Below are 15,510 nucleotides of genomic sequence, written 5' to 3'. Positions count from 1 at the left end.
TGCCGGTCAGCCGGTTCTGTATATTTTGATAAAACTCTGCGCCACTACCGGGTCATCCGGATCGGCAGGTCTTTGTTTTTAAGGTATTCTTTCAAATCCGGGATATCGATTTCACGGAAGTGGAAAATGCTTGCTGCCAGCCCGGCGTCGGCCTTCCCTTCTGTAAATACATCGTAAAAATGCGCCATATTACCCGCACCGCCGGAAGCGATTACCGGAATATTTGCATTACCTGAAATGGTTGCAGTCAGTTCCAATGCAAATCCGTTCTTCGTGCCGTCGGTATCCATCGAGGTAAGCAGGATTTCGCCTGCTCCGCGTTCTTCCACCTCTTTCGCCCAAGGTATGGACCGGATTTCGGTCGCTTTCCTGCCCCCGTGCGTGTGCACGATGTGCTCGAAACCATTTTCCGTTTCGACATAGCGCGTATCAATTGCGACAACGATACATTGGCTGCCGAATTCGAGCGACAGCTCATTGATCAGGTCCGGATTACGCACCGCCGCCGAGTTGATCGATACCTTGTCCGCGCCCGCATGCAGGAGCGCCGACACGTCCGCGATCGAGGAAATGCCCCCACCGACGGTAAAAGGGATATTAATGGTCTGCGCTACTCTGCGGACAAGGTCGATAAATGTCGAACGCCCGTCGACAGTGGCCGTAATGTCGAGGTACACCAGCTCGTCGGCTCCCTGGGCCGCATACATCGCACCCAGTTCCACGGCGTCGCCCGCATCGCGCAGGTTCACAAAATTGACCCCTTTGACCGTCCGGCCATCTTTTACATCCAGACAGGGAATGATTCGTTTCGTAAGCATATTTTAAACTGAAAAACGCTGTAAATCGGCCAGGCTGATCCGGTTTTCGTAAATAGCCTTCCCGATGATCACGCCGTAGATATTCATTTCCGCCAGTTTCTCCACATCCTCGATACCTGCAATGCCACCGCTGGCGATGATATTCAGGTCGGGACATTTGTCTTGCAGGTTTTTATATAAATCAAAAGAAGGTCCCTGCAACAGGCCGTCTTTGGCCACATCGGTACTGATCGTATATTTCACCCCCTTTTCGACATATTCTTCCACAAAATCGTACACCCATATAGCGGTACCTTCCTCCCAGCCGCTCACGGCGATCTTCTCATTTTTGGCATCCGCACCGAGAATAATCTTGTCGCCGCCGTAAATTTTAAGCCAATGCTCGAACAAATCCGGTTGTTTCACGGCAATGCTCCCGCCGGTAACCTGCTTCGCACCACTTTCGAACACGATCTTAATGTCGTCCTCCGATTGCACGCCTCCGCCGAAATCCACGTGCAGCGAAGTCTTGGAAGCAATTTTCTCTAACACTTTCCAATTGATGACCTTTTTGGCCTTGGCACCGTCGAGGTCCACCAAATGCAGTCTTTTCAGGCCCGCATCTTCGAATTGCAGCGCTACTTCCAGCGGGTTTTCATTGTAAATCTTCTTCTGACCATAATCGCCCTGGGTGAGGCGGACGCATTTGCCTTCAATCAGGTCGATAGCGGGGATAATCTGGATCATGGATTAGGGCAGGCTGTTTTATCAGAGTTTGAGAAAGTTTTCGAGGATTTGCTGCCCTGCATTGCCACTGATCTCGCAGTGGAACTGGGCCGCGTAAAAGTTGTCCTTATGTAGCATCGCGCTGAATGGCAGCGCATAATCGCAGCTGGCAACGGTATAATCGCAGATCGGTGCCGCATAGCTGTGTACGAAATAGACGTACGCATTGTCGGGAAGCCCTGCGGTCAGCGGCGATTGGTAGCCGGAGATATTGTTCCAGCCCATATGCGGCACTTTCAGGCCCGCATCGGCGGGGAAGCGCTTCACGTCCACATCGAAAATACCCATGCATTCGGTATTGTTCTCTTCCGAAAAACGGCACATGAGCTGCATGCCCACGCAAGTTCCGAATACCGGTTGTTTGAGGGAAGGAATCACCTTGTCCAGGCCTACATTGCGCAGGTAGCTCATGGTGGTGCTGGCTTCACCTACACCCGGAAAAATCACCTTGTCGGCTGAGCGGATCTCGGCTTCGTCGTCGGTGTAGAGGTAGCTTGCGCCAATGCGGTCGAGCGCGTACATAACCGACTGCACATTGCCTGCATTGTATTTGATAATGACGGTTTTCATACCATTCAGTGCTTGAAATCGACAACAAAAAAGCCCGATCTTAACAATCGGGCTTCTGGGATACTATGTATTCAACCTTATTACAACACTACTTGCAAAAACACATCACCCTAGACGTCCGAAAGCCAAGAGGCTATGATGCAAATGATATGTTTCAGCTGTTAACATGGCACAAATGTAAGCAAAAATTACAATAAGCGGGCAACAAAGCGCGTAAATATTACATTAAAATTTGCTTAGAGAAAACTTCGTACCTTGCGGTTAACAAATGGCCCCGAACCATGACTAAACCAATCATTCTGCCACTATTTTTCCTGCTCATTACCTTGATTACCGTTGATTCCCAGGCGCAATCCAAAGAACTTGCCGACCGTCTTTTCAAAATCCACGAAACCTACCGCGAAACTTCCCTTACCCAGCGTCGTTTCAAACAAAAGGACATTCTTCCGCTGATTTCAAAGCGGCAGGGCAATGCGATGTACGAGATCGAGAAAGTCGGAGAATCCTTTGAAGGCAGGGCTATTCAGATGATCAAAATCGGGAACGGGAAGAAGAAAGTCCTGCTCTGGACGCAAATGCACGGCGACGAGCCGACCGCTACCATGGCGAGCTTCGACATTTTCAACTTTCTCGAAGGCAGAAACGATGGTTTCGACGACCTACGCAAAAAACTCCTCGACAATACCACCCTCTATTTTGTCCCCATGCTCAATCCGGATGGCGCCGAACGTTACCAGCGCCGGACCATGCAGGGTATCGACATGAACCGCGACGCGGCTGCGCGCCAGACACCGGAAGCACAAATCCTGAAAGGCCTTGTGGACCGCCTGAAACCGGACTACGGCTTCAATCTCCACGATCAGAGCCCGCGTTATTCGGCTGGACGCAGCCCGAAAGTAGCAACGATCTCCTTCCTGGCGACTTCCTATGACTACGAACTGTCGATCAATGACGTGCGCGAGCGCTCGATGCAGTTGATTGTCGGCATGAACAAGATCCTGCAAAAGTTCATTCCCGGCCAGGTGGCGCGCTACTCCGACGACCACGAACCGCGGGGATTCGGAGATAATGTGCAAAAATGGGGTACCACATTGGTATTGATCGAATCAGGGGGCTATGTAGGCGACCCTGAAAAACAATATATCCGCCAGCTCAACTTCATGGCTATTTTGTCGGCGCTCGACAAGATTTCCGACAATTCACTGACTAAAGAAAATCGCGAGGAATATTACAATATCCCCGAAAATGGCCGTTGGGTGTATGATCTTGTGGTACGCAATGCGACCGTCCGGCAATCGGGCAAATCGTTTACGGCCGACCTGGGCATTAACCGAACCGAAGTCAACTATGCCAATGCCACCAAGTTCTTCTATTACAGCAAGATCGAGGATTTTGGCGACCTGCACCCCCAATACGGCAGCCAGGAACTCGATGCCATAGGTCTTACCATCGAAAAGGGTAAACTTTATCCCACCGCATTCAAAAATGTGAGTGAGATCAGCAAACTGAATGTATTGAACCTGCTCAGAGAGGGTTACACGTACGTGCGCCTCGCACCCGACGCGAACACCCGTGCGTTAGGCCTTTACTTCACCACCGCTCCATTACACATTCTCAGAAGCGGACAAGCGGTACCGACGGGAACCCCAGGCCTGGGTGCCACCGCCACATTCATCTTGAAAAAGGCCGGAAAAGTGAAATATGCAGTCATTAACGGGTTCGTACACGACCTGGACGACTTCGACGCCGAAAAAGGACAAGGAATTGTGGAATAAACGGCGTGGCTGCGCCTTGTAGCATTTTCACCACATTGTTGGTTTCCACTCCCGAAAGAAATATCTTCGGGTTTATCTATTTTTGTCTTGACAATTAAATTGTCTGGCGTCACATATTCCTAACCCTAGTTTAATGTCCGAGTTTCAGGCTTACCTTCAATTAGGATTCAACCATATCACTGATTCCAACGGCTATGATCACATTCTCTTCATCATGGCCATATGTTCGGTTTACACGCTGGTAGACTGGAAAAAAGTCATTGTGCTGGTAACCGCGTTCACGGCAGGGCACTCTATCACTCTCGCGTTATCCACATTGGGGTATGTCCATGTCAATCCTGACGTGATCGAGCTGCTGATTCCGATTACCATACTGATCACCGCCTTTCTCAATTTTTTTTACAGGGTTCCCAAAAACTCCTATGCCCCCAAAGAGAAAGCGCCCGCATTCAGGTATCCGCTTGCATTAGGCTTTGGTCTGATCCATGGATTGGGTTTTTCAAACTACCTGAAGGCATTGCTGGGCAATGAAGCGGACATCTTTAACCCCCTGCTCGGCTTTAATGTCGGGCTCGAATTGGGGCAACTCATTATCGTGTTTATTATATTAGTCATCGCGTTTGCGATGATCGAGCTCCTGAGGGTCCAGAAATTGAGCTGGATACAGATATTATCCGGTATTATTTTCGGAATGGCGCTTTCGCTGATCCTGAACAACGAACTTTTCCGCACACTCGCAGGCATGCCTGTAAACTCATAACAACCAAACTATCTATGACCAACGATCTATGAAAAAAACGCTGCTCCCGTTACTAATGCTGCTCGTGTCGCTATGCACCATGGCACAGCAGCTCCCTACCTCCCCCAATTACCAGGCCAACGACCGTTTTGAACAGCTCGGGACCACCTTGCCCACTCCGAACACCTACCGGACTGCTTCCGGTGCACCCGGACGGGAATACTGGCAACAACGCGCCGACTACGACATCAGAGCCGAGCTCGACGACGACAACCGCCGCATTACGGGTACGGAAACCATTACCTTTTACAACCAATCCCCGGATGACCTGAAATACATCTGGATGCAGCTTGACCAGAACCTATTCAAAAAAGACGGCATCGCGGCACTTTCGCGTACGGGTACCGTCAATGAAAAAGGGATGAGTACCGCTCAGCTGGCAGCATTGAACACCGGCCGCGGCTCTTCACTGGATCCCAAGGTGGAATATGGCTACAATATCACCGCCGTGAAGGATAAAGCCGGCAAGGCTTTACCATTCACGATCAACGGAACGATGATGCGCATCGACCTGCCGATCGTCATGAAACCCGGCACCCCGTTTGTTTTCAGCGTGGATTGGAATTACAATATCACCGAATACTACGGCCGCAGCGGTTATGAGTTTTTTCCAAAAGATGGGAATGCCAATTATTTTATCGCACACTGGTTCCCGCGCCTGGCGCCTTACGACGACGTGAATGGCTGGAACCACAAGCAATTCCTCGGCCAGGGTGAGTTCGCATTGATTTTTGGTAATTATAAAGTGGCCATCACTGTCCCTGCCGACCACGTGGTAGCAGCCAGCGGCGAATGCCAGAACTACGCACAGGTACTTACCGCGACGCAAAAACAACGCCTTAAGCAAGCAGAAACGTCCAAAACCCCGGTCATGATCGTGACGCAGGCGGAAGCGGAAAAGGCAGAAAAGCGTGAAAACAAGAACCCCGGCAAGAAAACCTGGATCTACAAAGCCGATAATGTACGTGACTTCGCTTTCGCGAGCAGCCGGAAATTCATTTGGGACGCGATGCAGAGCGATGTTTACAAAAGCGGCCGCAAGATCTGGTGTATGTCGGTGTACCCCAAAGAAGGTAATCCGCTATGGGAGCAATACTCGACCCGCGCAGTAGCCCACACTTTGAAATCCTACGGTGCACGCACATTTGAATATCCTTATCCTGTGGCTATTTCCTGCCATTCGGTAGCAGGCGGCGGGATGGAATATCCGATGATCAGCTTCAACGGCGGACGTCCGGAAGAAGATGGTACTTACACCGAAGCTGTGAAATATGGCATGATTGGCGTGATTATCCACGAGGTGGGCCACAACTTCTTCCCGATGATCGTCAACTCCGACGAGCGCCAGTGGGCCTGGATGGACGAAGGCTTGAACACATTCTGCCAATACCTGGCCGAAAAAGAATGGGATTACAATTTCCCGACACGCCGCGGTGAGCCAAACCAGATCACCGAATACATGTCGTCCGACAAATCGGTACTGAGCCCGATCATGGCTTCGGCTGAGAATGTAATCGGCCTGGGACCTAATGCGTACGGGAAACCAGCTACCGCGCTGAACATCCTCCGCGAAACCGTTATGGGCCGCGAGCTGTTCGACCACGCATTTAAAGAATATGCCACCCGCTGGCGTTTCAAAAGCCCCACCCCGGCCGATTTCTTCCGTACAATGGAAGATGCCTCGGGTGTGGACCTCGACTGGTTCTGGAAGGGTTGGTTCTATGGCACCGAGCCTGTTGACCAGGACCTGGTAACTGTCGATTGGTTCAGCATCGACACACAGAACCCGGCTATCGAGAAGGAGATCGCCCGCAAGGAAGATGCACGCAAGAAAATGACGATGAGCAAAATCCAGGACGCCAAAACAAAAGGCGAAACCGTGGTTGCCCAGGATTCGACCATGGCCGATTTCTATAACCGTTACGATCCGTTTAAGGTAACCGACGCCGACAAGCAGAAGTACGAGCAATACCTGGCGACATTGACCGACGGCGAGCGCCAGCTGATCCAGGAGAACACCAACTTTTACACATTGTCTATCAAAAACAAGGGCGGTGTACCGATGCCGGTGATCGTAAAAATGGGCTTCGAAGACGGCACCGACTCCGTGGCCGTGTTCCCTGCGGAAATCTGGCGTTTCAACGATGTGCAGATCAATAAGGTGATCTCAACCAAAAAGAAAGTGGTTCAATGGACGCTCGACCCGTACCAGCAGATCGCCGATATCGACACCGAGAACAATTCGTTCCCGCGCATCGCACAACCGACCCGATTCCAGATCTTCAAGCAGCAACAGCAGAAAAAAACGCCTAACCCGATGCAAATGCAAGGTGCAGGCGGCGCAAAGATTAGTACCGATCCCAAGAATTAGCGTTATACCGACCATATTCAAAGCCCTTCCAAGTGTGATTTGGAAGGGCTTTTTTATGCAATTTCAAAATAAAGTCTATGCAATTTCAAAATAGAATTCATGTAATTTCAAAATAGGCATATATTTGCATTGATAATAAATCACTTATGACATTCGTAACACGCCATATTGAAGCGGTTATCAGGCAGCATACCGGGAAATATCCGGTACTTGCTATCACAGGCCCCAGGCAGTCGGGTAAGACTACGATGCTTAAAACCATTTTCGAGGACTATCGGTATATATCCCTGGAAAATCCGGACAATCGGGCATTCGCGGCCGACGACCCGGTTGGCTTTCTGCGCGAATATTCTGAACACGTGATATTTGACGAAGTACAACAAGTACCCGGCCTCTTTTCATACATTCAAACAATAGTAGATGAGTCACGGCAAATGGGGCAATTTATATTGTCGGGCTCGCAAAATTTTCAGCTGCTTAATAACATCACCCAAAGCCTGGCCGGCCGTGTGGTGCTTTTTAAATTACTTCCGTTCGACTTCGCCGAAATGAAATCCGCAGACCTGCTGGCTGACACATTCCCGGAAGTATGCCTTAATGGCTTTTACCCGGCTATTTACGACCGGAGTATTGATCCGACGATATTTTATGCCAACTACATTCAGACATATGTGGAACGCGATGTGACCGAGCTTGCAAATATTCGCGATCTCCGACAGTTCCGTACATTTCTGAGCCTTTGTGCAGCTCGGATCGGGCAATTGATGAACCTGTCGTCGATTGCCAATGAATGCGGCATATCACAACCCACGGCAAAAGCCTGGTTGTCTATTCTTGAAAGCAGCTACATTACGTTTCCATTGCAGCCGTTTTACCGGAATTTCAGTAAACGGGTTGTCAAAACACCGAAAATCTATTTTTATGATACCGGTCTATTGTGTCATCTTCTGGGAATTCGGGACACAGCCACGTTTGCCGAGAGCACGTTACGTGGAAACATCTTTGAAAATTTGGTCATCGCCGAAATCTACAAACAAAACGAGCACCTCTATTTGCATAAAGACTACTGGTTCTGGCGCGACTCCAACGGCCACGAGGTCGATTTACTTACCCAAAACGGCAATCTGTACGATATTTTCGAAATCAAATCAACACAGACCATTATGACCGAGCATTTCTCGGGGCTTAATTACTTCAACGAAATCTCCGAAAACAATGCCGGAAGAAAGACTTTAATATACGGCGGTAGTACCAATCAGTCCCGGACGCAGTACACAGTTACAAGTTGGAAAAACATCTAAACACAAATTCATGAATATTGTAATTCTCGACGGATATACTTTGAACCCCGGTGACCAGGACTGGGCGCCTATTGAAAAGCTGGGTAATGTGACTATTTACGACCGTTCGGCGAAGGACGAGATTGTGGAACGGGCCAAGGATGCCGAAATACTGCTTGTCAATAAGGTAGTGCTTTCCGGCGACACGCTTGCGCAGCTGCCCAAGGCCAGGTATATCGGCGTGATGGCGACGGGCTTTAACAATATCGACATCGAGGCCGCCAGAAAACAGGGCATTACCGTCACCAATGTGAAAGCCTACGGCCCAGCCTCAGTGGCGCAGCAGACGTTCGCATTGCTGCTGGCGATCGTGAACCGCGTGGAGACGCACAGCCAGAGCGTATTTGCCGGTGACTGGGCAGCTTCTGTCGATTTTTGTTACTGGAAAACACCGCTTAACGAGCTGGCCGGCAAAACCATGGGGTTGATCGGTCTCGGGGATATCGGCTCACAGGTCGCGAAAATCGCAGCGGCCTTCGGCATGAAAGTAATCGCATACCGGAAGCACCCCGTGCCGACGGAAGGCGTGGAAATGGTTTCACTGGACGAAATATTCCAGCAAAGCGACGTTATCAGCCTGCATTGCCCGCTTACCGACGAAACGAAAGAGATTATCAACCGGGAAAGCCTTTCTAAAATGAAGCCCGCTGCGATTATCCTCAACACCGGTCGCGGGCCGCTCATTCACGAACAGGACCTTTCGGATGCACTCAAAAATGGCGTTATCGCGGCAGCAGGGCTGGATGTCCTTTCGATAGAACCACCAAAGGCTGACAATCCACTGTTATCGGCGCCGAATTGTGTGATCACACCGCATGTAGCCTGGGCGACATTCGAGGCGCGCCAGCGATTGCTTCAAATGGTCGCCGACAATCTGGAAGGTTTTCAGTCAGGAAACCCGCGTAATGTGGTTTCCTGAAACAGGCACAAAATACGTGTGTGATGCGCGTACACTAACAAATCCTGTTCCGGGCCCGAATAATCGCGTACCTTAGCACCGTTAAATCACACTCCGGGGCGCATAAGCCGCGCAGGGTCCGGAATCTGACATTTTCCAGTTCGTTTACACTTCGCATATGGGTATTTGTTTACTCCCGATTTCGTTTGCCTGTATTTTTGCAATCTTTTTTTTGCGCTCCACCGAAACGGGCGTTTATACCAACCTTCGCCGGTCATTTATCCTGTCGCTGATCACCAACGCGGGCATTGTATTCATTTACAACGAAACAGCCTCGTTCCTCAACGCCATTAACACCACATCGGCGCTGGTTTTCTGGATCGCGGAGGCATTAGGAGCGTCCGCGCTGGTTTACTACCTGCATAAGTCCGAAAAAATTGATCTGAAAAAGTTAGGCGCATTGAAGGGTGCGCTCCGACTGGCAGGATTGGGAACCACCCATAAAATAGTCATCACGGCGGTGGCGCTGCTTTATATGCTGCCACTACTGTTCCTGGCAATATATGCCGCTCCGAACAACTTTGACTCCCACATGTACCATTTGAACCGGATACTGATCTGGATCTACAATGGCAACCTCGATCACTTCCCGACCATGCATTTGCAGCAGCTGTATCTCAATGTATTTGCAGAATATATTGTGCTGGACACCGTGCTCCTGTCGGGTTCCGATCAGTTCTCCGGACTGATCCAATTCGGTGCGTTCATCGGCTCGATCTGCGGGATCGGCCTGATCGCGAAAAAATTCGGCCTCGGCAAAGACGGGCAACTATTGGCGTCGATCTGCTTTCTCACCTTGCCTATCGGGATTTTTGAGAGCACCAGCACCCAGGTTGACCTTTGCGGGTGCTTTTTCTTCATTGCTTTCGTGTATTTCGGTTTTGAATTACTGGAAAAGAAATCACCGTTGGCGCTGGTAGCCATGATGCAATCGCTGGCATTCGGAGGGTTTTCAAAATACACGATCCTGATTTTTGCTATTCCGTTTGCGGTCTATTTCGGTGTCCGTATCCTGCTGCAATACCGCTTCGCGTACGCGATGAAAGTATTGGCTGTGGCCCTCGCTTTGATGGCCATAACGTATTCCCCTTTCTTCTACCGCAACTATTCGCTTTTCGGGCATGTGATGAGCCCGTTGCAGAATACGCCATTCGCTTCCGAGGAACTGCCTGCCAAGAAGCATTCTGTTGTGTATACCCTATCCAATGTGATCAAAAACGCGGGGCTGAACATCGGTTTGCCTATTACGAGCTTCAACCAGGCACTGGATAGCAAGATCAGGGCATTTCACGAAACCATTGGTGTGGACATCAACGATCCCGATCTGAGCGTCGACCCGTTTTCGGTCAAATACTCCGTGCATGAGGATATGATCCCGAACACGGTCCATTTCTGGTTGATCGTCGTCATGGGGGGACTTCTGCTGTTTCTGCCCCTGAACCGGGACATTAAATGGTTCTGGGCCTGCTCGGCACTAGGTTTCCTGTTGTTTTGTACATTAATGAAATTCCAGCTGTGGAGCACGCGTACACAGATGCCCCTGTTCGCAATGGGCGCGATCATGATCGCGTGCGTGTACTCGCTGAAATTCCGGTGGAAGGCGATCTACCTGATCATTCCGCTATTGATTTCTTCCCTGCCATTCGTATACGGTAACCCGAGTAAAGAACTCGTTTCCATCAATTTTGTCACACGAAAAGCATTGGGCCATATTCCCATCGCGATTTGCGAAAGCAGTGCCGAGGTAGGAAAGGTTTATGAAAAATACCTGAGCGAATACTACGAATTTCCGGGCAAGGACAACTGCCATCCATTGAAAAGATGGCCCGACTATGCTGAAAGGACCAAGGTGTTCGCATTATTGGAAAAAGCGGGCTATTACGATCAGGACCGTACTTCCAATATCCTGTCCATGAACCGTGACAGGGCCTATTTTCTGAGCAACCCCGACAATTACCTCAGCTTTAAAGAACTCCGCCCGCATATCCCGGCCGATCGCAATGTAGGTGTAATGTTCCGCAGAAATGTCGGTTACTACCATTTTTGGAGTGCCACCGATAACGACGTGCAGCGCCCAGGCCAGATGGACTATATCCGTTACATGAAGGAGCTGGCCCCATTGAAAAACGCGAAGAAAAAATTCTGTTACGAATACATTCTCTCCGACGACCCGACGCTGATCGACTCGTTCATTCCCAAAGGCAATATTGCGCGCATCTATTCCAGCGAGTTGCTGCATTTGGTGGAGCTGAAAAAGACCAGTTGTGAGAAATATCCTTTTTAAATGAAATGACCCGAGCTACTCGATCGATAACCATACGGATTATTCTCCAGGTAGCGTTGGCCATGGCGGCGTTTGCAGCCAATTCACTCCTATGCCGGATCGCGCTTAGCCAAACCTCCACGGATCCGGCCACTTTCACGATGATCCGCTTACTGGCCGGAGCATTGACGCTCAGTATGATAGTCGTGTTGCGCAAGCGCACGCTTCGTAACGCAGGTAGCTGGCAGGGAGCTCTCAGCCTCTTGACTTATGCCATTGCGTTTTCTTTTGCATATGTAAATCTACCCGCCGGAACCGGCGCCCTGCTTCTGTTCGGCTCGGTGCAGGCAACCATGATTATCACCGGGCTCTATCAGGGCGAGCATTTACGCATTACACAATGGATCGGATTGCTAACTGCCTTCGGAGGCTTGATTATCCTCGTGGCACCCGGAATACACGCCCCCAACCCGTACAGCGCATTACTCATGGCCGTTGCCGGAATAGCCTGGGGCGCATATTCACTCCTGGGACGTAAACAAGGCGACCCGCTGACTGCAACCGCCGGCAATTTCCTCAAAGCAGCGCCACTTTCATTGCTTTTCCTTCCATTAACCAGCTCCATGGATTCCCAGGGGACAATCCTGGCCATCATATCCGGCAGCATTTCCTCCGGTGTGGGCTACGCGATCTGGTATAGCATCCTGCCTTCGCTCAAAGCGACGCAAGCCGCATCCGTACAATTGACCGTACCTGTCATCGCCTCGACCGCCGCCGTTTTTATTTTGGGCGAACACGTGACTTTCGGCCTGGTGATCGCGTCCGCTGCTATCCTGGGAGGGATTGCATTGGTAATTCTGGGCAGGAACCGGAACTGATCAAAGGTTCTGCCGCTTTAATTCTTTCACAGCGTAATCAGCAGCTCTTGCCGTCATAGCCATATAGGTAATGGACGGGTTTACGCAGGAGGACGATACCATAGCCGCCCCGTCGGTGACGAATACATTTTTACAGGCGTGCACCTGATTGAATTTATTCAGAGCAGAATTTTTCGGGTCCTTACCCATGCGCGCCGTTCCCATGTCGTGGATGCCCAGGCCCGGATGTGTGTCCTGCCTGTTGAATCCCGTAACGTTTTTGAACCCTGCCACTTCCAGCATTTCCACTGCCGACGCCATCATATCTTTTCGCATTGCCAGTTCATTTTCTCCAAAAGCCGCATCGAAAACGATCATCGGAATGCCCCATTTGTCTTTCTTGTCTTTGTCGAGAAACATCCGGTTCGATGGATCGGGCAGGATTTCTCCGAAGCCTCCAAAGCCCATCGTCCACGTGCCGGGGTGCGACATATCTTCTTTAAAGCTAGCGCCGAAGCCATTCATCGTAATGCCCCGCTTCCAATCCGATTTACTCGCGCCGCCCTGGTACCCGTACCCGCGCAGGAAGTCCTTTTTATCGGCACCCCAGTTTCGGAAACGCGGGATGTACAATGCATTAGGTCTTTGCCCGAAAATATAGTCGTTTTCAAACCCCTCGACCGTCGCATTTGCACCCACACCCAGATGATGATCCATGATATTCCTGCCCACCTGATCGCTATCGTTGCCGAGCCCGGTGGGAAAGCGGTTGGATTTCGAGTTCAGTAAAAGCGCCGCCGAATTCATCGAACCGGCATTCAGGAATACGATCTTGGCAAAAAACTCTTCCACCGCCATCGTGTTCTGGTTAATCACCCGAACACCTTTGGCCCGCTGCGTTTTTTCGTCATAAATGATCTCGCTGGCTATGGTGTCGTGAAGGACCGTCAGCTTGTTTGTCTTCCTCGCAGCCGGTATCGAGCCCGATAATGAGCTGTAATAGGCTCCATATGGACATCCACGGGCACATTTGCTGCGATACTGGCACGACGCACGGCCCAGGTCCGTATGCCAGGGTTGCGGCTTGGTAAGGTTGGCGACGCGTCCGATCGTAACAGGGCGGTTCAGTTTTTTCATCATCGTTTCCCTGAAATAGCGTTCGGGGGCGCTCATCGGCATCGCTGGCAGATAATGACCGTCGGGCAATACCTCCCAGCCTTCCGCCTGACCGCTGATGCCTACAAATTTTTCGACATGCGTGTACCAGGGTTCAAGATCTTCGTAGCGGATCGGCCAATCTATCGCGATGCCTTCTTTCGCATTCGCCTCAAAATCCTTCTTATTCATCCGGTACGACTGCCGGCCCCAGTGCATGGACTTCCCGCCTGTGTGATATGCCCTGATCCAGTCGAAAGGTCGCTTTTCTATGTATGGGTTCTTTTTATCATCCGTAAAAAACGGGCCGGTTTCCTCATTAGCCAGCGTCCCGAAACGATTGTTTGCCCAGTATTCTTCGGCCGAATGGATCGAAACCCTTCCTCTGTGTTCGAACTCCCACGGGCCTTTCATCGCCGTGTCGTAGTCTTCAATATGCTTTACTTCCCGTCCGCGCTCGATCATGAGCACCTGCAAACCCCTTTCGGTCAATTCTTTTGCCGCCATACCGCCCGTCATTCCCGAACCGACTACGATCGCGTCGAACGTATGTGTTTTGTCTGATTTCAAATTTAAGTTCATGGTGAGACGGGCGATTAGTAGGCGAAAGACTTCTGGTTGGGTTTCATCTTGATCATTTCCAACTTTCCCGGGATGGGCACATATTCAAAAGAAGATTTAATTCCTTGTTCGGAAGTAAAATATCCCAACATCGTGAGCTCTTTTATCAGACGCCAAAATGGTAACCCTTTTGCCTGCGCCGCCATTTGTTCCCGGTCTTCATTATCGCCCATTTTGGTCTGCTGCACCTGATAGGCTTTCATTTCCTCCACGGAATCGGCTTCGACCTGCACCAGCAATGCATTTCTCTGATCAGCATTCATGCTTAGAAATTGCTGCTTTTCCAGCTTAATCAGCCCTTCCGCAAAACTCTTGTGCTCCGGGGTTTTGTAACAATCCTGCAACATCATCACGATGAACGCCGGCACGCCCACATCCTTAGCCCCGGGCGTCGCCGTCTTCGGAATAATCGCTTCCGCGACTTCCGCAACGATCAGTTTTTGGTTTTCGGTCAAACTGAACCCGGTGGGAAAGCTTTCGGAGGGCAGGCGGTCTTCCCACCGCTTCATGGCCAGCAACGTCGGAGCAGAAAATGCTCCTCCCAGCATGGTTGCGACGTGGGTAATGGCGGTTCTTCTGTTCATGGGTTGGGCTTTTGGTAGGACGATTGACTGTATAATATGGCAAAGCGAGCGATCTTAAAAGCTTTGCAGTCTTTGCGTTTACCCATAATTGACATCTCAAAATCTACGCTTCGACAGTCCCCGGAACTGCCTGAAAATGTGATTTATTAACTATATTTCAACACAATTCAATCATTCTGTAACTTAAAACCAATTAGTCATGAAGTTTAAACTCATTGTTCCGGTCCTGCTGTTAGCTATTTGCCTTGTTTCATTCAACCGCGAAAAGCCGCCTGGAAAATTTGAAAAGCACACCGTTACCATGGACGAGAAAGGTTTGGTTAAGATATCCGTCATGTACCCTTTCTCCGAGGGCAAGACTTTCAATATGGAGTATTACGAAACGAAGCACATGCCCATGGTAGCCGGGTTTCTGGGCTCTAATCTGGTCAAATACACCATTGAAAAGGGTATTTCCAGCGGCATTCCCAACCAACCGCTACCCTATATGGCCATCGGTACATTCTACGTAAAAAGCCTCAGCGAATACCAAAAAGCCATCGCGCCAAACCGGGACGCCATCCGGGCGGATTTCGCTAATTATACGGATGTGGCGCCGGTGATTTTGGTGAGTGAGGTGGTGAAGTAAATGGCT

13 protein-coding genes are annotated in these 15,510 nt (G+C 50.4%); 8 read left to right on the top strand and 5 right to left on the bottom strand.

Annotated features, from left to right (window positions below):
* Positions 1-44: 44 nt before the first annotated feature.
* The 3 genes from hisF to hisH are packed head-to-tail and all read right to left on the bottom strand — an operon-like array spanning position 45 to position 2,153.
* Positions 45-818, bottom strand: a complete 774-nt coding sequence (gene hisF, locus J7619_RS20870) for an imidazole glycerol phosphate synthase subunit HisF (protein ID WP_291203168.1) — start codon at positions 816-818, stop codon at positions 45-47.
* A 3-nt stretch (positions 819-821) separates the two neighbouring features.
* Positions 822-1,544 carry a 1-(5-phosphoribosyl)-5-[(5-phosphoribosylamino)methylideneamino]imidazole-4-carboxamide isomerase gene (gene hisA, locus J7619_RS20865; protein WP_291203165.1) on the bottom strand — a complete coding sequence of 241 codons (723 nt, stop codon included), beginning with the start codon at positions 1,542-1,544 and terminating at the stop codon, positions 822-824.
* A 21-nt stretch (positions 1,545-1,565) separates the two neighbouring features.
* A complete protein-coding gene (gene hisH / locus J7619_RS20860; protein WP_291203163.1) occupies positions 1,566-2,153 on the bottom strand; it encodes an imidazole glycerol phosphate synthase subunit HisH in 588 nt (195 codons plus the stop codon).
* Positions 2,154-2,434: 281 nt separating this feature from the next.
* On the opposite strand from hisH, the gene J7619_RS20855 reads away from it, so the two are divergent.
* From J7619_RS20855 to J7619_RS20825, 7 genes are all read left to right on the top strand, one after another.
* A complete protein-coding gene (locus J7619_RS20855; RefSeq protein WP_291203161.1) occupies positions 2,435-3,928 on the top strand; it encodes a M14 family zinc carboxypeptidase in 1,494 nt (497 codons plus the stop codon).
* A 133-nt stretch (positions 3,929-4,061) separates the two neighbouring features.
* A complete protein-coding gene (locus J7619_RS20850) occupies positions 4,062-4,688 on the top strand; it encodes a HupE/UreJ family protein (RefSeq protein ID WP_291203158.1) in 627 nt (208 codons plus the stop codon).
* Between the two features lie 28 nt (positions 4,689-4,716).
* The gene (locus J7619_RS20845; protein ID WP_291203155.1) at positions 4,717-7,098 is read left to right on the top strand and encodes a M1 family metallopeptidase; all 2,382 of its coding nucleotides are present in this window, start codon (positions 4,717-4,719) and stop codon (positions 7,096-7,098) included.
* 146 nt (positions 7,099-7,244) lie between these two features.
* Complete coding sequence (locus J7619_RS20840; RefSeq protein WP_291203152.1) at positions 7,245-8,399, top strand: ATP-binding protein; 1,155 nt, start codon at positions 7,245-7,247, stop codon at positions 8,397-8,399.
* Positions 8,400-8,409: 10 nt separating this feature from the next.
* Complete coding sequence (locus tag J7619_RS20835) at positions 8,410-9,357, top strand: D-2-hydroxyacid dehydrogenase (RefSeq protein WP_291203149.1); 948 nt, start codon at positions 8,410-8,412, stop codon at positions 9,355-9,357.
* A gap of 211 nt (positions 9,358-9,568) precedes the next feature.
* Positions 9,569-11,680, top strand: a complete 2,112-nt coding sequence (locus tag J7619_RS20830; protein WP_291203146.1) for a glycosyltransferase family 39 protein — start codon at positions 9,569-9,571, stop codon at positions 11,678-11,680.
* Positions 11,681-11,685: 5 nt separating this feature from the next.
* Positions 11,686-12,537, top strand: a complete 852-nt coding sequence (locus J7619_RS20825; protein WP_291203143.1) for a DMT family transporter — start codon at positions 11,686-11,688, stop codon at positions 12,535-12,537.
* Here the strand turns inward: J7619_RS20825 and J7619_RS20820 are convergent, their stop codons facing one another.
* Both J7619_RS20820 and J7619_RS20815 read right to left on the bottom strand, forming a co-directional pair.
* Complete coding sequence (locus J7619_RS20820) at positions 12,538-14,253, bottom strand: GMC oxidoreductase (protein ID WP_291203140.1); 1,716 nt, start codon at positions 14,251-14,253, stop codon at positions 12,538-12,540.
* 14 nt (positions 14,254-14,267) lie between these two features.
* Positions 14,268-14,876 (bottom strand): gluconate 2-dehydrogenase subunit 3 family protein, encoded by a 609-nt coding sequence (locus tag J7619_RS20815; protein ID WP_291203137.1) that lies wholly within the window; start codon positions 14,874-14,876, stop codon positions 14,268-14,270.
* A 199-nt stretch (positions 14,877-15,075) separates the two neighbouring features.
* On the opposite strand from J7619_RS20815, the gene J7619_RS20810 reads away from it, so the two are divergent.
* Positions 15,076-15,504, top strand: coding sequence for an EthD family reductase (locus J7619_RS20810; RefSeq protein WP_291203134.1), 429 nt, complete (start codon positions 15,076-15,078; stop codon positions 15,502-15,504).
* The last annotated feature ends 6 nt before the right edge of the window (positions 15,505-15,510 follow it).

Source organism: Dyadobacter sp. (assembly GCF_017744695.1).
Lineage (GTDB): Bacteria > Bacteroidota > Bacteroidia > Cytophagales > Spirosomataceae > Dyadobacter.
This window is presented reverse-complemented; position numbering and strand designations above follow the sequence as displayed.

Excerpts from the sequence above, each read along its gene's own strand:
- hisF (WP_291203168.1), bottom strand. The coding sequence starts at position 818 with ATGCTTACGAAACGAATCATTCCCTGTCTGGATGTAAAAGATGGCCGG.
- hisA (WP_291203165.1), bottom strand. The coding sequence starts at position 1,544 with ATGATCCAGATTATCCCCGCTATCGACCTGATTGAAGGCAAATGCGTC.
- hisH (WP_291203163.1), bottom strand. The coding sequence starts at position 2,153 with ATGAAAACCGTCATTATCAAATACAATGCAGGCAATGTGCAGTCGGTT.
- J7619_RS20855 (WP_291203161.1), top strand. The coding sequence starts at position 2,435 with ATGACTAAACCAATCATTCTGCCACTATTTTTCCTGCTCATTACCTTG.
- J7619_RS20850 (WP_291203158.1), top strand. The coding sequence starts at position 4,062 with ATGTCCGAGTTTCAGGCTTACCTTCAATTAGGATTCAACCATATCACT.
- J7619_RS20845 (WP_291203155.1), top strand. The coding sequence starts at position 4,717 with ATGAAAAAAACGCTGCTCCCGTTACTAATGCTGCTCGTGTCGCTATGC.
- J7619_RS20840 (WP_291203152.1), top strand. The coding sequence starts at position 7,245 with ATGACATTCGTAACACGCCATATTGAAGCGGTTATCAGGCAGCATACC.
- J7619_RS20835 (WP_291203149.1), top strand. The coding sequence starts at position 8,410 with ATGAATATTGTAATTCTCGACGGATATACTTTGAACCCCGGTGACCAG.
- J7619_RS20825 (WP_291203143.1), top strand. The coding sequence starts at position 11,686 with ATGACCCGAGCTACTCGATCGATAACCATACGGATTATTCTCCAGGTA.
- J7619_RS20820 (WP_291203140.1), bottom strand. The coding sequence starts at position 14,253 with ATGAACTTAAATTTGAAATCAGACAAAACACATACGTTCGACGCGATC.
- J7619_RS20815 (WP_291203137.1), bottom strand. The coding sequence starts at position 14,876 with ATGAACAGAAGAACCGCCATTACCCACGTCGCAACCATGCTGGGAGGA.
- J7619_RS20810 (WP_291203134.1), top strand. The coding sequence starts at position 15,076 with ATGAAGTTTAAACTCATTGTTCCGGTCCTGCTGTTAGCTATTTGCCTT.